Annotated in this window: 14 protein-coding genes and 2 pseudogenes; 2 read left to right on the top strand and 14 right to left on the bottom strand. The window is 66.6% G+C overall.

The genetic code is table 11. The annotated features are described in order from the left end of the window. Positions 1-32: 32 nt before the first annotated feature. From rpsS to OOK07_RS26215, 12 genes are all read right to left on the bottom strand, one after another. A complete protein-coding gene (gene rpsS / locus OOK07_RS26270; protein ID WP_266519667.1) occupies positions 33-314 on the bottom strand; it encodes a 30S ribosomal protein S19 in 282 nt (93 codons plus the stop codon). A 12-nt stretch (positions 315-326) separates the two neighbouring features. Beyond that, positions 327-1,163, bottom strand: coding sequence for a 50S ribosomal protein L2 (gene rplB / locus OOK07_RS26265; RefSeq protein WP_019980874.1), 837 nt, complete (start codon positions 1,161-1,163; stop codon positions 327-329). Between the two features lie 40 nt (positions 1,164-1,203). Continuing rightward, positions 1,204-1,623, bottom strand: a complete 420-nt coding sequence (rplW, locus tag OOK07_RS26260; RefSeq protein ID WP_266683862.1) for a 50S ribosomal protein L23 — start codon at positions 1,621-1,623, stop codon at positions 1,204-1,206. Further along, on the bottom strand, positions 1,623-2,279 hold the full coding sequence (gene rplD / locus OOK07_RS26255; protein WP_266519660.1) for a 50S ribosomal protein L4: 657 nt from the start codon (positions 2,277-2,279) through the stop codon (positions 1,623-1,625). The genes rplW and rplD overlap by 1 nt, the downstream gene beginning before the upstream one ends. Before the next feature lie 7 nt (positions 2,280-2,286). Then, the gene (rplC, locus tag OOK07_RS26250; RefSeq protein WP_020118531.1) at positions 2,287-2,931 is read right to left on the bottom strand and encodes a 50S ribosomal protein L3; all 645 of its coding nucleotides are present in this window, start codon (positions 2,929-2,931) and stop codon (positions 2,287-2,289) included. Between the two features lie 17 nt (positions 2,932-2,948). After that, on the bottom strand, positions 2,949-3,257 hold the full coding sequence (rpsJ, locus tag OOK07_RS26245) for a 30S ribosomal protein S10 (RefSeq protein ID WP_003948644.1): 309 nt from the start codon (positions 3,255-3,257) through the stop codon (positions 2,949-2,951). Positions 3,258-3,864: 607 nt separating this feature from the next. Then, complete coding sequence (locus OOK07_RS26240) at positions 3,865-5,010, bottom strand: acyltransferase family protein (RefSeq protein ID WP_266683860.1); 1,146 nt, start codon at positions 5,008-5,010, stop codon at positions 3,865-3,867. A gap of 275 nt (positions 5,011-5,285) precedes the next feature. Then, positions 5,286-6,479 carry an elongation factor Tu gene (tuf, locus tag OOK07_RS26235; RefSeq protein WP_266519651.1) on the bottom strand — a complete coding sequence of 398 codons (1,194 nt, stop codon included), beginning with the start codon at positions 6,477-6,479 and terminating at the stop codon, positions 5,286-5,288. A gap of 171 nt (positions 6,480-6,650) precedes the next feature. Continuing rightward, positions 6,651-8,780, bottom strand: a complete 2,130-nt coding sequence (gene fusA, locus OOK07_RS26230) for an elongation factor G (RefSeq protein WP_266683858.1) — start codon at positions 8,778-8,780, stop codon at positions 6,651-6,653. A 39-nt stretch (positions 8,781-8,819) separates the two neighbouring features. Continuing rightward, positions 8,820-9,290, bottom strand: a complete 471-nt coding sequence (rpsG, locus tag OOK07_RS26225) for a 30S ribosomal protein S7 (RefSeq protein WP_005481264.1) — start codon at positions 9,288-9,290, stop codon at positions 8,820-8,822. A 3-nt stretch (positions 9,291-9,293) separates the two neighbouring features. After that, the gene (gene rpsL, locus OOK07_RS26220) at positions 9,294-9,665 is read right to left on the bottom strand and encodes a 30S ribosomal protein S12 (RefSeq protein ID WP_003948652.1); all 372 of its coding nucleotides are present in this window, start codon (positions 9,663-9,665) and stop codon (positions 9,294-9,296) included. A 472-nt stretch (positions 9,666-10,137) separates the two neighbouring features. Continuing rightward, a complete protein-coding gene (locus tag OOK07_RS26215) occupies positions 10,138-10,683 on the bottom strand; it encodes a DUF1707 and DUF4190 domain-containing protein (RefSeq protein ID WP_405670945.1) in 546 nt (181 codons plus the stop codon). A 236-nt stretch (positions 10,684-10,919) separates the two neighbouring features. Here OOK07_RS26215 and OOK07_RS26210 point away from each other — a divergent pair. Continuing rightward, positions 10,920-11,624: pseudogene (locus tag OOK07_RS26210) on the top strand (Crp/Fnr family transcriptional regulator); the annotation flags it as partial. A gap of 2 nt (positions 11,625-11,626) precedes the next feature. Next, positions 11,627-12,154 (top strand): annotated as a pseudogene (locus OOK07_RS26205) (hypothetical protein); the annotation flags it as partial. Positions 12,155-12,311: 157 nt separating this feature from the next. On the opposite strand, the gene OOK07_RS26200 reads toward OOK07_RS26205, so the two are convergent. Both OOK07_RS26200 and rpoB read right to left on the bottom strand, forming a co-directional pair. Further along, positions 12,312-16,211, bottom strand: a complete 3,900-nt coding sequence (locus OOK07_RS26200) for a DNA-directed RNA polymerase subunit beta' (RefSeq protein WP_266683855.1) — start codon at positions 16,209-16,211, stop codon at positions 12,312-12,314. Between the two features lie 100 nt (positions 16,212-16,311). After that, positions 16,312-19,797: a DNA-directed RNA polymerase subunit beta gene (gene rpoB / locus OOK07_RS26195; RefSeq protein WP_266798859.1), complete on the bottom strand. Its 3,486-nt coding sequence runs from the start codon at positions 19,795-19,797 to the stop codon at positions 16,312-16,314. Positions 19,798-20,060: the final 263 nt, after the last annotated feature.

Here is a 20,060-nt window from a genome sequence, read left to right as displayed (position 1 = left end):
CAGTTACTTACGTGTCTGAATGCGATCCGCGTTTAGCGGCGCTTCGACTTCCGGTCGTCCTTGACGTGACCCCGGAAGGTGCGCGTCGGCGAGAACTCGCCGAGCTTGTGGCCGACCATCGCCTCGGTGACGAACACCGGGATGTGGGTCTTGCCGTTGTGCACCGCGATCGTGTGGCCGAGCATGGCCGGGACGATCATCGAGCGACGGGACCAGGTCTTGATGACGTTCTTGGAACCGGCTTCGTTCTGGGCGTCCACCTTCTTTACGAGGTGGTCGTCGACGAAGGGCCCCTTCTTGAGACTACGCGGCATCTAAACCCGCTCCTAGCGCTTCTTGTTCGTCTTGCGGCGGCGGACGATGTACTTGTTCGAAGCCTTCTTCGGCGAACGAGTACGACCCTCCTTCTGACCCCAGGGGCTGACCGGGTGGCGACCACCGGAGGTCTTGCCCTCACCACCACCGTGGGGGTGGTCAACCGGGTTCATCGCCACACCGCGAACGGTCGGGCGGACGCCCAGCCAGCGCTTGCGGCCGGCCTTGCCCCAGTTGATGTTGCTCTGCTCGGCGTTGCCGACCTCGCCGACCGTGGCGCGGCAGCGCTGGTCGACCAGGCGGATCTCACCGGACGGCATACGAAGGTGGGCCATCGAGCCCTCCTTCGCGAGCAGCTGCACGGAGGCACCGGCGGAGCGGGCGAACTTGGCGCCGCCACCGGGACGGAGCTCGATCGCGTGGATCGTGGTACCGACCGGGATGTTGCGGATCGCCAGGTTGTTGCCCGGCTTGATGTCGGCCCCGGGACCGTTCTCGACGCGGTCACCCTGCTGCAGGTTGCGCGGGGCGAGGATGTAGCGCTTCTCGCCGTCCGCGTAGTGCAGCAGCGCGATGCGCGCGGTGCGGTTGGGGTCGTACTCGATGTGCGCGACCTTCGCCGGCACGCCGTCCTTGTCGTGACGACGGAAGTCGATCACTCGGTAGGCGCGCTTGTGTCCGCCACCCTGGTGGCGAACGGTCACACGACCGGCGTTGTTACGGCCGCCCTTGCTGTGCAGCGGGCGGACCAGCGACTTCTCCGGCGTGGACCGCGTGACCTCGACGAAGTCGGCGACGCTGGAGCCACGACGGCCCGGCGTAGTCGGCTTGTACTTGCGGATTCCCATTTCTCAGTCCTCGTCCGATATCGGACGATCCGGACCGCCCTTAGGCGGTCGGACCGCCGAAGATGTCGATACGGTCGCCCTCGGCGAGGGTCACGATCGCGCGCTTGGTGGCCGCACGCTGGCCGAAGCCGGTGCGGGTCCGCTTGCGCTTGCCGATGCGGTTGATCGTGTTGACCCCGGTGACCTTGACCGAGAAGACCGCCTGGACGGCCTGCTTGATCTGGGTCTTGTTGGCACTCGGGGCGACGATGAACGTGTACTTGTTCTCGTCGAGGAGCGCGTAGCTCTTCTCGGAGACGACCGGCTTGAGCAGCACGTCACGGGGGTCCGTGAAGGACTTGCTCACCGGCGTCTCGACAGTGGCCTTGCCCTCGGCCTCGTGGCGACGCGCCTTGGCGACGCGCGCGGCCTTGGCGGCCTTGGCGGCCTTGGAGGCAATGCTCGGGTGACGCGTAGCCATCAGGCTTCGCTCCCTTCGGTGTCAGCGGCCTTGGGGCCAGACACGAAGGACTCGAAAGCGGCCTGGGTGAAGACCACGTCGTCCGAGACGAGAACGTCGTACGTGTTCAGCTGGCCCGGCTCCAGGATGTGGACCTGGGGCAGGTTGCGGGCGGACAGCCACGCGGCCTCGTCGGCGCGGTCGACGACCAGGAGCAGGTTCTTGCGCTCCGAGATCTTGCCGAACAGCGTCCGGGCGGCCTTCGTCGACGGGTTCTCACCCTCGATGACGCCGGAGACGACGTGGATGCGGTTGTGGCGGGCCCGGTCGGTGAGGGCGTGGCGCAGGGCCGCGGCCTTCATCTTCTTCGGGGTCCGCTGCGAGTAGTCACGCGGCTGCGGGCCGTGGACGACGCCACCGCCGGCGAACTGCGGTGCACGGGTCGAGCCCTGACGGGCGCGGCCGGTGCCCTTCTGGCGGTACGGCTTCTTGCCGCCACCACGGACCTCGCCGCGACGCTTGGTCTTGTGCGTGCCCTGGCGGGCAGCGGCGTTCTGCGCGACGACGACCTGGTGGATCAGCGGGATGCTGATCTTCTCCACGCCGAAGATCTCCGCGGGGAGCTCGACGCTACCGGTCTTCTCGCCGGCAGGCGAAAGGATGTCAACAGTGCTCATCGGTACCTCAGGCCCCCTTGGCCGCGGTGCGGACCAGGACGAGGCCGCCGTTCGGACCGGGAACCGCGCCCTTGATGAGCAGCAGACCCTTCTCCGCGTCAACGGCGTGGACGGTCAGGTTCTGGGTGGTGACCCGCTCGTTGCCCATGCGACCCGCCATGCGGAGGCCCTTGAACACGCGGCCCGGGGTGGCGCAGCCACCGATGGAACCGGGCGAGCGGTGCTTGCGCTGGGTGCCGTGTCCGGCGCCGAGGCCCTTGAAGTTGTGACGCTTCATGACACCGGCGAAGCCCTTGCCCTTGCTCTTGCCGGTCACGTCCACCTTGACGCCGGCCTCGAAGACCTCGGCGGAGATCTCCTGGCCCAGCGTGTACTCGGAGGCGTCCGCGGTGCGGATCTCGACGAGGTGACGGCGGGGCGTGACGTCGGCCTTGGCGAAGTGGCCCTTGAGGGGCTTGTTCACCTTGCGCGGGTCGATCTCGCCGAAGGCGATCTGGACCGACTCGTAGCCGTCCACGTCGTTCGTGCGGACCTGGGTCACGACATTGGGGCTGGCCTTGACGACGGTGACCGGAACAACACGGTTGTTCTCGTCCCACACCTGCGTCATGCCGAGCTTCTCGCCCAGGATGCCCTTGATCTGCTTAGCCATTCTCAGATCACCGGCCTTCAGAGCTTGATCTCGATGTCGACACCGGCCGGGAGGTCGAGTCGCATCAGAGAGTCAACGGTCTTGGGCGTCGGGTCGAGAATGTCGATCAGGCGCTTGTGCGTGCGCATCTCGAAGTGCTCGCGCGAGTCCTTGTACTTGTGCGGCGACTTGATGACGCAGTACACGTTCTTTTCAGTGGGCAGCGGCACCGGGCCCGCGACCGACGCACCAGTACGCGTCACCGTTTCGACGATCTTCTTCGCCGAGGAATCGATGACCTCGTGGTCGTAGGCCTTGAGCCGGATGCGGATCTTCTGTCCCGCCATGGCTACTCAGTAGTCCTGTCTCTTCGTACGCTCCGGAACCCGGTGTTCCGTTCACTTCTCTCCGACCCACGCGGTCGGGTGTGTCGCGCTCTCACCGACACAGATGTCCCTTGTTCGAACATCCCTACTGGGAAAGCACGGCCCTTCCGGAACCGCAAGCCGAGGGCGGAGAAGCCCACCGGGTGCCTGGCCGGCGCCGCACTGACACTTCCCGGAAGATTCCCGTACGTCCGCCCCAGCGCTGCCTTACGGCAGTTAGGGCGACGAGTACTGTGGGACTCGCTTCCGGTCCTCCCGGCGGGAGGCGCACAGCATCAACACTCGACCGAGCAACTCCGACAGTCTGCCATATGGGCCAGGGACCTGGCCAATCGAGCCGGAGACAATACCCCCAGGGTGACGTAGGTCAAACACAACCACCCGAAGAACGGCCCTCACACCTCCCCGCAGCAGACGCCGTAACCGCCTCCCGGACCACCGGGGCCTCCCCCACCACGATCACACCTCACGGCCACCGCCGTAGTCCTGACCCTGGCGGCGCGAGCCGCACCGGCCACGACGATGCCGTAGAGGGCCGGCGACGCCCCGCGGCACTCCGGCCGGAGCGCTACGCGCTCGCGTTCCGCAGCCGCGCGAACGACGTGTCCAGGCCCCGTTTCAGCTGTCGCGCCGCGGGCCGCTCCACGAAGCGGTGCACCAGCCGGCTCAGGACCAGGAAGCCGGCGATCACGAGGGCGACCAGGAGCCGGGCGTCCATGGTGTCGTGGAGCCGGCTGATCAGCGCCGTACCTGCCACGTAGTGGATCAGGTACAGCGGATACGTCAGGCTGCCGGCGGTGACCAGCCACTTCCAGCGGATGCGGTCCGTCGCGCCGAGGGCGATCGCGACCAGAGCGAGCAGGAACACGGTGAAGAGCGCCGCACTCCCCCGCCACCCGGAGACATGCTCAAAGTCGTCGATCCTGACCCCCAGCTGCCGCTGCCCCATCAGCCACGCCATCGCGAGGATCCCCCACAGCAACAGGTCCTGCCCGAAGCGGTGCATCAGATAGAGGGCGAGGCCCGCGATGAAGAACCAGGCTCCGTCCGGGTTGGCGGCCAGCGTCAGGAGGTGGAACTTCGCGACGGGGGCGAACATCGCGGCCGCACCCCACACGCAGCAGAAGATCACGACCTTCCGGTACGTCAGCCCGGTGGCCACCACGATCATGAAGAGCAGGTAGAAGCGCAGCTCCGACCAGAGCGTCCAGTAGACGCCGTCGACGCTCGCCACGCCCGAACCCGACTGCAGCATCGTGAGGTTGAGGAGTACGTCGCGCAGCTTCAGCCGGCCCCAGACCCCCGGCACCGCGAGCACGACGGCCGTGGTGAAGGCGATGGCGAACCAGTAAGCGGGGTAGAGCCGGATCACCCGGGATACGAAGAACTGCCGCGGGGTGCGCCCCCAGCAGGACATGCAGATGACGAAGCCGCTGATCACGAAGAAGACCTCGACGCCGATCCAGCCGTAGGTGGCGAAGTGGAACACCGTCGGCATGATCTCGGAGGCCGGCCGGCCCCAGACGGCGTTGTGCGGCTGGTCGACGCGCCGGCTGCCGGCGTAGTGGTGCACGGCGACCATCAGCGCGGCGACGAGGCGGAGCCCGTCGACGGCGTACAGCCGCGGGGGGTCACGGTGCGGGAGCGGGGCAGGCGGACGGCGGACCGGTACGGTCCGCGGTTGTTGCGTCGGCCGGTCGAGCAACGTGGACACCAAGAACCATCCCCTGTCTGCCTGCTCCTGCCCTTCACGCTAGGGCGTCGCGACCGCTCCACACATAACAAAGGGGCGCATTCAGGGCAGCGGTGGGGTGAATGCCCCAAGTCTCTACGACGAGTCCCGCGACCCGTCCCGCAAGGTTTGCCGAGACTTCACCGCGCGACCGTCCGCCCCGTTGAGCGCAGGACAAGCGAAAGGGCCCGTACGACCGAAGTCGTACGGGCCCCTTCTGGAACTCGCGATGGAGCTACCAGGTCAGGTCAACAAGCTTACTTGTTGATCTTGGTGACCTGGCCGGCGCCGACCGTCCGGCCACCCTCACGGATGGCGAACTTCAGGCCCTCTTCCATGGCGACGGGCTGGATGAGCTCAACGGTCATCTCAGTGTTGTCGCCCGGCATGACCATCTCGGTGCCCTCGGGGAGGGTCACGACGCCGGTCACGTCCGTGGTGCGGAAGTAGAACTGCGGACGGTAGTTGTTGAAGAACGGCGTGTGACGGCCGCCCTCGTCCTTGGACAGGATGTAGGCCTGCGCCTCGAACGAGGTGTGCGGGGTGACCGAGCCGGGCTTGATGATGACCTGGCCGCGCTCGACGTCCTCGCGCTTGATGCCACGAAGCAGCAGACCGACGTTCTCACCGGCCTGGCCCTCGTCGAGCAGCTTGCGGAACATCTCGATGCCCGTGACCGTGGTGGTGGTCTTCTCGGTCTTGATGCCGACGATGTCGACGGTCTCGTTGACCTTGAGGACACCACGCTCGATACGACCGGTGACGACCGTGCCACGACCGGTGATCGTGAAGACGTCCTCGATCGGCATCAGGAACGGCTTGTCGACGTCACGCTCGGGCTGCGGGATGTTCTCGTCGACGGCCTTCATCAGCTCGAGGACGGTCTTGCCCCACTCGGCGTCGCCCTCGAGCGCCTTGAGCGCCGAGACCTTGACGACCGGCAGGTCGTCGCCCGGGAACTCGTACTCGGAGAGCAGCTCACGGACCTCGAGCTCGACGAGCTCCAGGATCTCCTCGTCGTCCACCATGTCGGCCTTGTTCAGGGCGACGACGATGTACGGAACACCGACCTGGCGGGCCAGGAGCACGTGCTCCTTGGTCTGCGGCATCGGGCCGTCGGTGGCGGCGACAACGAGAATGGCGCCGTCCATCTGCGCCGCACCCGTGATCATGTTCTTGATGTAGTCCGCGTGACCGGGGCAGTCGACGTGGGCGTAGTGACGCGTCTCCGTCTGGTACTCGACGTGCGCGATGGAGATGGTGATACCGCGCTGGCGCTCTTCGGGAGCCTTGTCGATCTGGTCGAAGGCCGAGGCCTCGTTCAGGTCCGGGTACGCGTCATGCAGCACCTTGGTAATGGCGGCCGTGAGGGTCGTCTTACCGTGGTCGATGTGACCGATGGTGCCGATGTTGACGTGCGGCTTAGTCCGCTCGAACTTCGCCTTCGCCACTGGGGTCCTCCTGTGGAGTGGTTCTGGTACGCCTTACTCATCGGCGCCAGGTGATCTTTGCTGGATGGCCCGGATCCCCGGGGCATTTCCTCCACTGTTGCGGTGGAATGCCCCGCGAGGCTCCGGAGTCAAGCCTAAGGCGTGTGAACGCGGTGCGTTGAACGCGGTGCGTTACTCGCCCTTGGCCTTCGCGATGATCTCCTCGGCGACGTTCCGGGGAACCTCGGCGTAGGAGTCGAACTGCATGGAGTAGCTGGCCCGGCCGGACGTCTTGCTGCGCAGGTCGCCGACGTAACCGAACATCTCCGAGAGGGGCACGAGGCCCTTCACGACGCGGGCACCGGCCCGCTCCTCCATGGCCTGGATCTGGCCACGGCGGGAGTTGATGTCGCCGATGACCTCACCCATGTAGTCCTCGGGCGTGGTGACCTCGACGGCCATCATCGGCTCGAGCAGCACAGGGCTGGCCTTGCGCGCGGCCTCCTTGAAGGCCTGCGAACCGGCGATCTTGAAGGCCAGCTCGGAGGAGTCGACCTCGTGGTAGCCACCGTCGATCAGCGTCACGCGGACGCCGGTCATCTCGTAGCCCGCGAGGATGCCGAACTGCATGGCCTCCTGCGCACCGGCGTCCACCGACGGGATGTACTCCCGCGGGATACGGCCACCGGTCACCTTGTTCACGAACTCGTACGCCGGACCGTCGGCCTCGGTGATGGGCTCGATCGCGATCTGCACCTTGGCGAACTGACCGGTACCACCGGTCTGCTTCTTGTGGGTGTAGTCCACGCGCTCGACGGTCTTACGGATCGTCTCACGGTACGCGACCTGCGGCTTACCAACGTTGGCCTCGACGCGGAACTCGCGCTTCATACGGTCGACCAGCACCTCGAGGTGCAGCTCGCCCATACCGCCCAGGATGGTCTGGCCCGTCTCCTCGTCCGAGTGGACGTGGAAGGAGGGGTCCTCCTCCGCGAGACGCTGGATGGCGACACCCAGCTTCTCCTGGTCACCCTTGGACTTGGGCTCGATCGCGACCTGGATGACCGGCGCCGGGAAGTCCATGGACTCCAGGATGACCGGCTGCTTGTCGTCGCACAGCGTCTCACCGGTGGTGGTCTGCTTCAGGCCCATCACGGCGACGATGTCGCCGGCGCCCACCGCCTCGATCTCCTCACGCTTGTTCGCGTGCATACGGTAGATCTTGCCGATGCGCTCCTTCTTGCCCTTGACGGAGTTCAGCACCGCGGTGCCAGTCTCCAGGCGGCCCGAGTAGACCCGGACGAAGGTGAGCTTGCCCAGGTGCGGGTCGCTCATGATCTTGAACGCGAGCGCGGACAGGGGCTCGTCCACGGACGGCTTGCGCTTGACGACGAGCTCGGCGTCCTTGACGTCGTGGCCCTCGATGGCCTCGACGTCGAGCGGGGTCGGCAGGTAGCGCACGACCGCGTCGAGCAGGGGCTGGACGCCCTTGTTCTTGAACGCGGTGCCGCAGAACACCGGGGTGACCGTGACGCCGTCGGACTTGCCGGACGCGATGGTGATGCGACGGATCGCGGCGTACAGCTGCTCCTCGGTGGGCTCCTGCCCCTCCAGGAACAGCTCCATGATCTCGTCGTCGTTCTCCGCGACGGCCTCGACCAGCTTGCCGCGGTACTCCTCGGCGGCCTCGGCGTGCGTGGCCGGGATGTCGACGACGTCGTACATCTCGCCCTTGGCGGCCTCGGCGGACCACACGAGCGCCTTCATGCGGACCAGGTCCACAACGCCCTTGAAGTCCATCTCGGCGCCGATCGGCAGCTGCATGATGAGCGGCACGGCGCCCAGGCGGTCCGAGATCATGTCCACGCAGCGGTGGAACTCGGCGCCGGTACGGTCCAGCTTGTTCACGAAGCAGATGCGCGGCACGCCGTAACGGTCGGCCTGACGCCACACCGTCTCGGACTGCGGCTCCACACCGGCGACACCGTCGAACACCGTGACGGCACCGTCGAGCACGCGGAGCGAACGCTCCACCTCGACCGTGAAGTCGACGTGCCCGGGGGTGTCGATGATGTTGATCGTGTAGTCGTCGTCCTCAAGCGGCCAGTGACAGGTGGTGGCAGCAGAGGTGATCGTGATGCCACGCTCCTGCTCCTGCTCCATCCAGTCCATGGTGGCAGCGCCGTCGTGGACTTCACCGATCTTGTAGCTGACGCCGGTGTAGAAGAGGATCCGCTCGGTGGTGGTCGTCTTGCCCGCGTCGATGTGGGCCATGATCCCGATGTTGCGGACCTTGGCCAGGTCAAGTGAAGTGGTAGCCATAAGGCTTCGGTCTTCTCTCGGTCTCGATGGGGGTAGCGACTACCAGCGGTAGTGCGCGAAGGCCTTGTTGGACTCGGCCATCTTGTGGGTGTCCTCGCGCTTCTTCACAGCGGCACCGAGGCCGTTGGAGGCGTCGAGGAGCTCGTTGAGCAGACGCTCGGTCATGGTCTTCTCGCGACGCGCGCGGGAGTAACCGACCAGCCAGCGCAGCGCGAGCGTGTTGGCGCGACCGGGCTTGACCTCGATCGGGACCTGGTACGTCGCACCGCCGACACGGCGGGACTTGACCTCGAGGGTCGGCTTGATGTTCTCCAGCGCGCGCTTCAGCGTGATGACCGGGTCGTTGCTGGTCTTCTCGCGCAGGCCCTCCATGGCGCCGTACACGATGCGCTCGGCGGTGGAGCGCTTGCCGTTCAGCAGCACCTTGTTGATCAGGGAGGTGACAAGAGGAGAACCGTAGACCGGGTCGATGATGACCGGGCGCTTCGGGGCGGGGCCCTTACGAGGCATTTTCTACTTCTCCTTCTTGGCGCCGTAGCGGCTGCGGGCCTGCTTGCGGTTCTTGACACCCTGGGTGTCGAGCGAACCACGGATGATCTTGTAGCGAACACCGGGCAGGTCCTTCACACGACCGCCACGCACGAGCACGATGGAGTGCTCCTGCAGGTTGTGTCCCTCACCCGGAATGTAAGCAGTGACCTCGATCCCGCTGGTCAGACGCACACGCGCGACCTTACGCAGGGCCGAGTTCGGCTTCTTCGGGGTGGTCGTGAACACACGCGTGCAGACGCCACGACGCTGAGGCGAACCCTCGAGTGCGGGCGTCTTGTTCTTCTCGACCTTGTCCTGCCGGCCCTTACGGACCAGCTGCTGGATCGTAGGCACTACTTCTCCGGTTTCTGTGTGCCGATAGGTGAAGCTAACCTGGAACGTCGCCGACCCACGCGGTCGGGTGTGTCGAATCGGCGGACTCCCGCCGCGAGGCAAAAGAGCACAGATTACGGTGACCAGTTACGGCTCGCTATGCGGTTGAAGGCACGCACGAGAGCCAGGGCACACCCCAGGCACAAGGTCTGAGCGTACCTACCTCATTCGCTGCGGTCAAAACAACTGGGCCGCGCCCGCGGGCCTGCGCAAACCACGCCGAAGCAGTATCCGGCCGACGATCTTCCCGGTTCCACCGAAGAGACGGGGGACGAACAGGCTGAATACCCGCATCAGACGACATTAAGCACGACTCATCACATTATTCCGAAATGCATGCCATCCGAGCTGTGGCTCACGCTGAGGCCGAAGGCCGTCGCCTCTCGCGTGTGATCTTCACCTCGCGATTACGCGCGCAGGATCGTCCTCGATGTCATCCGGAGACGAGGGCCACCGCGATCAACAGCGTGAGTACGAGCGCCCAGCCGGCCGTCGACAGCCAGCCGAGCACCAGCCCGGTCAGGGCGAGCCCCTCACCGGCCTCCCCGGTCCGCTCCATCTCGTTGCGCGCCGCGTGCCCCAGGATGACCGCCGGAATCCCGGTGAGCCCGATGGTCGGCAGACAGAGCAGCCCGCACACCGCGGCCCCGATCGCCTTGGCGTTGGTCTGCCGCCGCGGCACGGCCACAAAGGTCTGCGGTACGGCCGCCACCGGCCCCGGCTGCGGTACGGGCCCGTGCGGCAGGTCGGCCACCAGGAGGGCCAGCTCCCCGACCGTACGGGCCGCATAGGCCTGTGCGACCCGCTTCTCGAACTCGGGGTGCTCCATCCGCCCCTCCCCGTACCCCGCTCTGAGCACGTCCACGGCACGCTCGCGGTCCGCGTGCGAGGCAAGCATGGAGGGGGCGGTATGCCCCTGCCACGGCTGCGGCACACCCTTGCCTGACTGCCACGGCTGCCATGGCGTCGGATCCGACACAGAGCACCTCCCCGAACCCCCGAGTCCTTCCATGATGCGCCGGACCGGCATTTCCGGCACAGAGGGCGTCGGGGGGCGGTGTGGGCCGACGGTCGTCCCCGTTCCGCGCCCGGCCCGCGCCTGCCGTAGATCATTTCCCGTCGTTGGCCGGTTCGCGCCCTTTCCGGTCGGGCGGTCCTGCGCTTTCAGTACCTTGATCTGTCCGCTGCGAGGAATATCGGGGGGGCGGCCGTGACGTGGACGGCGGTGCACTCAACGGACGACGGGGCCTGGACCACCGGGTGCCCTTTCTGGCGCGGCTGGAGAGTGTGGACCGCTCGGCGCTGCTGACGCTCGGCCGCCAGCTGGACTACACGGCGCGCATGGCCCTCATCCTCCAGCACGAACCGTCCTCGCACGTCCTCTTCCTGGTGCACGGCTGGACCAAGGTCACGGCCTCCGCGGCCAACGGCTACGAGGCGCTGCTCGCACTGCGCGGGCCCGGCGACATCGTCGGCGAGTCCGCGGCACTCACCGGGCGGCCACGGTCGGCGACCGTGACCGCGCTGGAGCCGGGGCGGTCGGTGGCCGTGGAGCACGAGCGCTTCAAGGACTTCCTGAGCCGGTCTCCCGCAGTGTCCTTCGCCCTTCTCGGTCTGACCGCGGACCGCACGAGGGCGGCCGACCGGCGCCGGCTGGAGTTCGCGTCGATGAGCGTGCGGGAGCGTTTCGCCGTCCTCCTGCTGGACCTGGCCCGCACCCACGGCCGCCGCACGGAGGAGGGCATCGAACTCGCCGTACCCCTGAGCAAGCAGGAGCTGGCGGGCTCGGTCGGCGCGTCCCGGGAGATGGTGCAGCGCCTGCTGCGGGAACTGCGCGACAAGGAGGCGGTGGTCACGGGCCGCCGTGCGCTGCTGATACGGCGGCCTGACGTGCTACGGCGGATCGCGGCGGCGGGGCCGGCGTTTTCGGCACGCACATCGGCAAGCGCCTCCAACTGGCCCGCGCGGAGAGGTTCGAGGCCGACGAGCACACCGAGTGGGGGCCCGTGCCACAGCAGAAGGCCAGGTTCGTCGACGAGCGGGTCTCCCTCGTGCTGCTGCGCGAGGTGTGGCTCGGTCATCCCTCCGCCCGGCCCGCGCTGATCGGCTGGCTGCGCCGGCTCGCCGACGACGGCCGCCCCCTGGTCCGCACCCGCGCCGCGTCCACCGTCGCGGTCCTCGCCCGCACCGACCTGCCCTCGGCGATGGCGCTGATCACCGAGCCCTGGTGCACCTCGAAGCGGTACCGGCACCGGCTGGTCGCCGTCAACGCGCTCGCGCTCGCCCACCTCATCGAGACGCCCTACATCCCGCGCATCCTCGACGACTGGTGCCAGGGCGAGGACGAACGGCTGCGCTGGGTGGCCGTACGGGCGTACGGGCTGATCGGTCCGGAGCGGCCCGGGCAGGCCCTAGCCGCGCTGCGCAAGGCCGTACGCAGGTTCTACGAGAGCGCGCTCAGCAAGCTGCTCTCCTCGCACCCGGACTACTACACGCGCCTGCACCACCTGCAGCCTTATCTGCAGCCGCCGCGCTGACGCCCCGCGCACACGCCGAAGGGCGGTCACCCCGTGGGGTGACCGCCCTTCAGTGCTTCAGACCTACGCCTTACTGGTTGTACGGACCGTAGTCGTAGTCCTCCAGCGGGACGGCCTGGCCGGAACCAGTGCCGAACGGCGAGTAGTCGATGTCGTCGTAACCGACGGCCGAGTACATCGCGGCCTTGGCCTCCTCGGTCGGCTCGACCCGGATGTTGCGGTAGCGGGACAGGCCCGTACCGGCCGGGATGAGCTTACCGATGATGACGTTCTCCTTGAGGCCGATGAGGCTGTCGGACTTGGCATTGATCGCCGCGTCCGTCAGAACTCGGGTCGTCTCCTGGAAGGAGGCGGCCGACAGCCAGGACTCCGTCGCCAGCGAGGCCTTGGTGATACCCATCAGCTGCGGACGGCCGGAGGCCGGGTGGCCGCCTTCCTGGACCACACGACGGTTCTCGACCTCGAACTTCGAGCGCTCGACCAGCTCGCCGGGCAGCAGCTCGGCGTCGCCCGACTCGATGATCGTCACACGGCGCAGCATCTGCCGGATGATGATCTCGATGTGCTTGTCGTGGATCGACACACCCTGCGAGTTGTAGACCTTCTGGACTTCGCCGACCAGGTGGACCTGGACGGCACGCTGGCCCAGGATGCGCAGCACGTCGTGCGGGTTGGTGGCACCCACGGTGAGCTTCTGGCCCACCTCGACGTGCTCGCCCTCGCTGACCAGGAGTCGGGCGCGCTTCGAGATCGGGAACGCCGTCTCGTCGCTGCCGTCGTCCGGGGTGACGACGAGCTTCTTGGTCTTCTCGGTCTCCTCGATCCGCACGCGGCCGGAGGCCTCGGAGATCGGGGCGACACCCTTGGGCGTACGGGCTTCGAAGAGCTCGACGACACGGGGCAGACCCTGGGTGATGTCGTCACCGGCCACACCACCGGTGTGGAAGGTACGCATCGTCAGCTGGGTACCGGGCTCACCGATGGACTGGGCGGCGATGATGCCGACCGCCTCACCGATGTCGACCAGCTTGCCGGTGGCCAGCGAGCGGCCGTAGCAGAAGGCGCAGGTGCCGACCTGGGACTCACAGGTCAGGATCGAACGGGTCTTGACCTCCTCGACACCGTGGTGCACCAGCTGGTCGATGAGCACGTCGCCCAGGTCCACGTTGGCCGGCGCGATCACCTTGCCGTCGATGACGACGTCCTCGGCGAGCATGCGGGCGTAGACGCTGGTCTCGACGTCGTCCGTCTTGCGCAGCACGCCGTCGGCGCCGCGCGTGGCGATCTTCAGTTTCAGACCGCGCTCGGTGCCGCAGTCCTCCTCGCGGATGATCACGTCCTGCGAGACGTCCACCAGACGACGGGTCAGGTAACCCGAGTCGGCGGTACGCAGGGCGGTGTCCGCCAGACCCTTACGGGCACCGTGCGTGGAGATGAAGTACTCCAGCACGGACAGACCCTCACGGAACGACGCCTTGATGGGACGCGGAATCGTCTCGTTCTTGGCGTTGGACACCAGACCACGCATACCGGCGATCTGACGCATCTGCATCATGTTTCCTCGGGCACCCGAGTCAACCATCATGAAGATGGGGTTCGTCTTGGGGAAGTTCGCGTTCATGGCCTCGGCAACCTCGTTGGTCGCCTTGGTCCAGATCGCGATGAGCTCCTGAGTGCGCTCTTCCTTGGTGATCAGACCGCGCTCGTACTGCTTCTGGACCTTCTCGTCCTGCGCCTCGTAGCCCTTGACGATCTCCTTCTTCGCCTCGGGAACGACGATGTCGGAGATGGCCACGGTGACGCCGGAGCGGGTGCCCCAGTAGAAGCCCGCCGCCTTCAGGTTGTCGAGCGTCGCCGCCACGATGACCTTGGGGTAGCGCTCGGCCAGGTCGTTGACGATCTCGCCGAGCTGCTTCTTGCCCACCGAGTAGTCGACGAACGGGTAGTCCTCGGGCAGCAGCTCGTTGAAGAGCGCGCGGCCCAGGGTCGTCTTCAGGCGGAAGGTGTCACCCTGCTGCCACTCCGGCTCGCCCTCTTCGCGGGCCGGCGGGGTCCAGCCGCGCGGCGGGAAGGTGCCCACCGGGAAGCGGATGTCCACGGCCGACTGCAGCGCGAGCTCGCCGGCGTCGAACGCCATCGTCGCCTCGGCCGTGGAGCCGAACGCGCGGCCCTCGCCCTTGGTGTCGCGCAGCTCGCCGTCGGTGGTGAGGAAGAACAGACCGAGGACCATGTCCTGGGTCGGCATCGTCACCGGACGACCGTCGGCGGGCTTGAGGATGTTGTTCGAGGACAGCATCAGGATGCGGGCCTCGGCCTGCGCCTCCGCGGAGAGCGGCAGGTGGACGGCCATCTGGTCACCGTCGAAGTCCGCGTTGAACGCGGTGCAGACGAGCGGGTGGATCTGGATGGCCTTGCCCTCGACCAGCTGCGGCTCGAAGGCCTGGATGCCGAGGCGGTGCAGGGTGGGCGCACGGTTCAGCAGAACCGGGTGCTCGGCGATGACCTCTTCGAGGACGTCGTACACGACCGTGCGGCCGCGCTCCACCATGCGCTTGGCGCTCTTGATGTTCTGCGCGTGGTTGAGGTCCACGAGCCGCTTCATCACGAACGGCTTGAAGAGCTCCAGCGCCATCGCCTTCGGCAGACCGCACTGGTGCAGCTTCAGCTGCGGACCGACGACGATCACGGAACGCGCGGAGTAGTCCACACGCTTGCCCAGCAGGTTCTGACGGAATCGACCCTGCTTGCCCTTCAGCATGTCGCTGAGGGACTTCAGCGGGCGGTTACCGGGGCCGGTCACCGGACGGCCGCGACGGCCGTTGTCGAAGAGGGCGTCAACAGCCTCCTGAAGCATGCGCTTCTCGTTGTTGACGATGATCTCGGGCGCGCCGAGGTCGAGAAGCCTCTTCAGACGGTTGTTGCGGTTGATCACACGGCGGTACAGGTCGTTCAGGTCGGAGGTCGCGAAGCGGCCACCGTCCAGCTGCACCATCGGGCGAAGGTCCGGCGGGATGACCGGGACGCAGTCGAGAACCATGCCCTTGGGGCTGTTGGAGGTCTGCAGGAAGGCAGACACGACCTTCAGCCGCTTCAGCGCACGGGTCTTCTTCTGGCCCTTGCCGGTACGGATGATCTCGCGGAGACGCTCGGCCTCCTCTTCGAGGTCGAAGGACTCCAGGCGCTTCTGCAGCGCCGCGGCACCCATCGAACCGTCGAAGTACGTGCCGAAGCGGTCACGCAGCTCGCGGTAGAGCAGCTCGTCGCCCTCGAGGTCCTGGACCTTGAGGTTCTTGAACCGGGTCCACACCTCGTCGAGACGGTCGATCTCGCGCTGCGCACGGTCGCGCAGCTGCTTCATCTCACGCTCGGCACCCTCACGCACCTTGCGGCGCACGTCGGCCTTGGCACCCTCGGCCTCCAGCTCGGCCAGGTCGCTTTCCAGCTTCTTGGCGCGGGCCTCCAGGTCGGCGTCCCGGCGGTTCTCGACCTGCTGGCGCTCCACGGAGACATGCGCCTCCAGGGAGGGCAGGTCGCGGGTACGACGCTCCTCGTCGACGTACGTGATCATGTACGCCGCGAAGTAGATGACCTTCTCGAGGTCCTTGGGCGCCAGGTCCAGCAGGTAGCCGAGGCGCGAAGGAACACCCTTGAAGTACCAGATGTGCGTGACGGGAGCGGCCAGCTCGATGTGGCCCATCCGCTCACGACGCACCTTGGCGCGAGTGACCTCGACGCCGCAGCGCTCACAGATGATGCCCTTGAACCGGACACGCTTGTACTTGCCGCAGTAGCACTCCCAGTCCCGGGTCGGACCGAAGATCTTCTCGCAGAAGAGTCCGTCCTTTTCGGGCTTGAGCGTGCGGTAGTTGATCGTCTCGGGCTTCTTGACCTCGCCGTGGCTCCACTGACGGATGTCGTCAGCGGTGGCCAGACCGATCCGGAGCTCGTCGAAGAAGTTGACGTCGAGCACTATGCGTCAATCCCTCTCAGGGTTGTAAGTCTGTGGGGTCTGATACGGGGGTCCAGGGGCCGGCCGGAGTTCCTCACCAGGTCCTCCGGCCGGACTCCCGTCAGACCTCTTCGACGCTGCTCGGCTCGCGCCGGGACAGGTCGATGCCGAGCTCCTCCGCAGCGCGGAAGACATCCTCGTCGGTGTCACGCATTTCGATGGACATGCCGTCGCTGGACAGCACCTCCACGTTCAGGCAGAGCGACTGCATCTCCTTGATGAGCACCTTGAAGGACTCGGGGATGCCGGGCTCGGGAATGTTCTCGCCCTTGACGATGGCCTCGTAGACCTTCACGCGGCCGGTGACGTCGTCGGACTTGATGGTCAGCAGCTCCTGGAGGGCGTAGGCGGCGCCGTATGCCTCCAGCGCCCACACCTCCATCTCGCCGAACCGCTGGCCACCGAACTGGGCCTTACCACCCAGCGGCTGCTGGGTGATCATCGAGTACGGACCGGTCGAGCGGGCGTGGAGCTTGTCGTCGACCAGGTGGTGGAGCTTCAGGATGTACATGTAGCCGACCGAGATCGGCTCCGGGAACGGCTCGCCGGAGCGGCCGTCGAACAGCCGCGCCTTGCCGGACGGGAGCACCATGCGCTCGCCGTCACGGTTCGGGATGGTGTGCTGCAGCAGACCCGCGAGCTCGTCCTCACGCGCACCGTCGAAGACGGGGGTCGCGACGTTCGTGCCCGGGTCGACCTGGTCGGCACCGATGACCTGCAGGCGCTGCGCCCAGTCCTCGGCGAGACCGGAGACGTCCCAGCCGCGGCTGGCGAGCCAGCCGAGGTGGATCTCCAGAACCTGTCCCGGGTTCATTCGGGACGGCACACCCAGCGGGTTGAGGATGATGTCGACCGGAGTTCCGTCCTCGAGGAACGGCATGTCCTCGATCGGAAGGATCTTCGAGATGACACCCTTGTTGCCGTGTCGGCCGGCGAGCTTGTCACCGTCGGTGATCTTGCGCTTCTGCGCCACGTACACGCGCACCAGCTGGTTCACACCGGGGGGAAGCTCGTCGCCCTCCTCGCGGTCGAAGACGCGGACGCCGATGACCTTGCCGATCTCGCCGTGCGGCACCTTCAGCGAGGTGTCACGGACCTCACGGGCCTTCTCACCGAAGATCGCGCGCAGCAGGCGCTCCTCCGGCGTCAGCTCGGTCTCGCCCTTGGGCGTGACCTTGCCGACGAGGATGTCACCGGCGACGACCTCGGCACCGATACGGATGATGCCGCGCTCGTCGAGGTCGGCGAGGACCTCCTCGGAGACGTTCGGGATGTCCCGGGTGATCTCCTCGGGGCCGAGCTTGGTGTCACGGGCGTCGACCTCGTGCTCCTCGATGTGGATCGAGGAGAGGACGTCGTCCTGTACGAGGCGCTGCGACAGGATGATCGCGTCCTCGTAGTTGTGACCCTCCCACGGCATGAACGCCACGAGCAGGTTCTTGCCCAGCGCCATCTCGCCGTTCTCGGTGGCCGGACCGTCGGCCAGGACCTGGCCCTCGATGATCCGGTCGCCCTCGTTGACGATGACCTTCTGGTTGACCGAGGTGCCCTGGTTGGAGCGGGCGAACTTGGCCAGGCGGTACGTGATGTACGTGCCGTCGTCGTTGGCGGTGGTGATGTAGTCCGCGGAGACCTCCTGGACGACACCCGCCTTCTCCGCCTTGACCACGTCGCCGGCGTCGACGGCGGAGCGGTACTCCATGCCGGTGCCGACGAGCGGGGACTCGCTCTTGATGAGCGGGACGGCCTGACGCATCATGTTCGCGCCCATGAGGGCACGGTTGGCGTCGTCGTGCTCGAGGAACGGGATCATGGCGGTCGCGACCGACACCATCTGGCGCGGCGAGACGTCCATGTAGTCCACGTCGTCACCGGGGACGTAGTCGACCTCGCCGCCACGGCGGCGGACCAGGACGCGGTTCTCGGTGAAGCGCATGCCGTCGTCGAGCGTGGCGTTGGCCTGCGCGATGACGAAGCGGTCCTCCTCGTCGGCCGTCAGGTAGTCGACGTCGTCGGTGACGACACCCTCGACGACCTTGCGGTACGGCGTCTCCACGAAGCCGAACGCGTTGACGCGGCCGTAGGAGGCGAGCGAACCGATCAGACCGATGTTCGGGCCTTCGGGCGTCTCGATCGGGCACATGCGGCCGTAGTGGGACGGGTGCACGTCACGGACCTCGAAGCCGGCCCGCTCACGGGAGAGACCACCCGGGCCAAGCGCCGACAGACGGCGCTTGTGGGTGAGACCCGACAGCGGGTTGTTCTGGTCCATGAACTGCGACAGCTGGCTGGTGCCGAAGAACTCCTTGATGGAGGCGACGACCGGCCGGATGTTGATCAGGGTCTGCGGCGTGATCGCCTCGACGTCCTGAGTCGTCATGCGCTCACGGACGACGCGCTCCATACGAGCCAGACCCGTACGGACCTGGTTCTGGATGAGCTCGCCGACGCTGCGCAGACGACGGTTGCCGAAGTGGTCGATGTCGTCGGTCTCGACAACGATCGTCTGGCCGTTGTCCGCGGCCGTCTCGGTCTCGCCGGCGTGCAGCTTCACCAGGTACTTGATCGTCGAGATGACGTCCTCGACGGTCAGGATGCCCGCGTCGAGCGGGGCCTCCGCACCCAGCTTCTTGTTGACCTTGTATCGGCCGACCTTGGCGAGGTCGTAGCGCTTCGGGTTGAAGTACAGGTTCTCCAGAAGCGTCTGCGCGGCCTCACGGGTGGGGGGCTCGCCCGGACGCAGCTTGCGGTAGATGTCGAGCAGCGCGTCGTCCTGGCCCTGGGTGTGGTCCTTCTCCAGGGTGGCGCGCATGGACTCGTACTCGCCGAACTCCTCCAGGATCTGCTCAGTCGTCCAGCCGAGAGCCTTGAGCAGAACGGTCACGGACTGCTTGCGCTTGCGGTCGATGCGGACACCGACCATGTCGCGCTTGTCGATCTCCATCTCCAGCCAGGCACCCCGGGAGGGGATGATCTTGGCCGAGAAGATGTCCTTGTCGGACGTCTTGTCGATCGAGGAATCGAAGTAGACGCCCGGCGAGCGGACCAGCTGCGACACCACGACACGCTCGGTGCCGTTGATGACGAAGGTGCCCTTGTGGGTCATGAGCGGGAAGTCGCCCATGAAGACCGTCTGGGACTTGATCTCGCCGGTCTCGTTGTTGGTGAACTCAGCCGTCACGAAGAGCGGAGCGGCGTACGTGAAGTCGCGCTCCTTGCATTCATCGATGCTGTTCTTCGGCGGCTCGAAACGGTGGTCGCGGAACGTCAGCGACATCGACCCGGAAAAGTCCTCGATCGGAGAGATCTCCTCGAAGATCTCCTCCAGACCGGACTTGGTGGGGACGTCCTGACCGGACTCGAGAGCCGCCTCGACCCGACTCTGCCAGGCGGTGTTCCCGAGCAGCCAGTCAAAGCTCTCGGTCTGCAGCGCGAGCAGGTTGGGAACCTCGAGGGGCTCCTTGATCTTTGCAAAGGAGATGCGCAGCGGGGCGGTGCTGGCGCCGTTGTTCGTATTCGCGGTCGAGGCAGTGCGCGAGGCGGCCAAGAGGGGGTCCTTCCGAGGGCTCGGACTCACTACGCGCGTACCGGTCCCTCTCCTGCACACAGAGACAGCACTCCCCGATTTGGCCAAAAGGTCAGGTCGGGGACGTTCTGATCGTCGGTGCGAAAGCGAGGGCATGCCCCTGGTGACGGGCAGGGGACAGCTAACAGGCAGCGCAAAGGGTCAGTGTAGCCACTCGGCACACTGATGTCCAGCCCCGATTTTTGAGACCGTCGTTGTCTCCACCACCTGCTGCAAGCCCACGC

It is taken from the genome of Streptomyces sp. NBC_00078, from assembly GCF_026343335.1.
GTDB lineage: Bacteria > Actinomycetota > Actinomycetes > Streptomycetales > Streptomycetaceae > Streptomyces.
This window is presented reverse-complemented; position numbering and strand designations above follow the sequence as displayed.

Bases quoted from the DNA above. Each gene is read 5' to 3' on its own strand.
- rpsS (WP_266519667.1), bottom strand. From the start codon at position 314: ATGCCGCGTAGTCTCAAGAAGGGGCCCTTCGTCGACGACCACCTCGTA.
- rplB (WP_019980874.1), bottom strand. From the start codon at position 1,163: ATGGGAATCCGCAAGTACAAGCCGACTACGCCGGGCCGTCGTGGCTCC.
- rplW (WP_266683862.1), bottom strand. From the start codon at position 1,623: ATGGCTACGCGTCACCCGAGCATTGCCTCCAAGGCCGCCAAGGCCGCC.
- rplD (WP_266519660.1), bottom strand. From the start codon at position 2,279: ATGAGCACTGTTGACATCCTTTCGCCTGCCGGCGAGAAGACCGGTAGC.
- rplC (WP_020118531.1), bottom strand. From the start codon at position 2,931: ATGGCTAAGCAGATCAAGGGCATCCTGGGCGAGAAGCTCGGCATGACG.
- rpsJ (WP_003948644.1), bottom strand. From the start codon at position 3,257: ATGGCGGGACAGAAGATCCGCATCCGGCTCAAGGCCTACGACCACGAG.
- fusA (WP_266683858.1), bottom strand. From the start codon at position 8,780: ATGGCTACCACTTCACTTGACCTGGCCAAGGTCCGCAACATCGGGATC.
- rpsG (WP_005481264.1), bottom strand. From the start codon at position 9,290: ATGCCTCGTAAGGGCCCCGCCCCGAAGCGCCCGGTCATCATCGACCCG.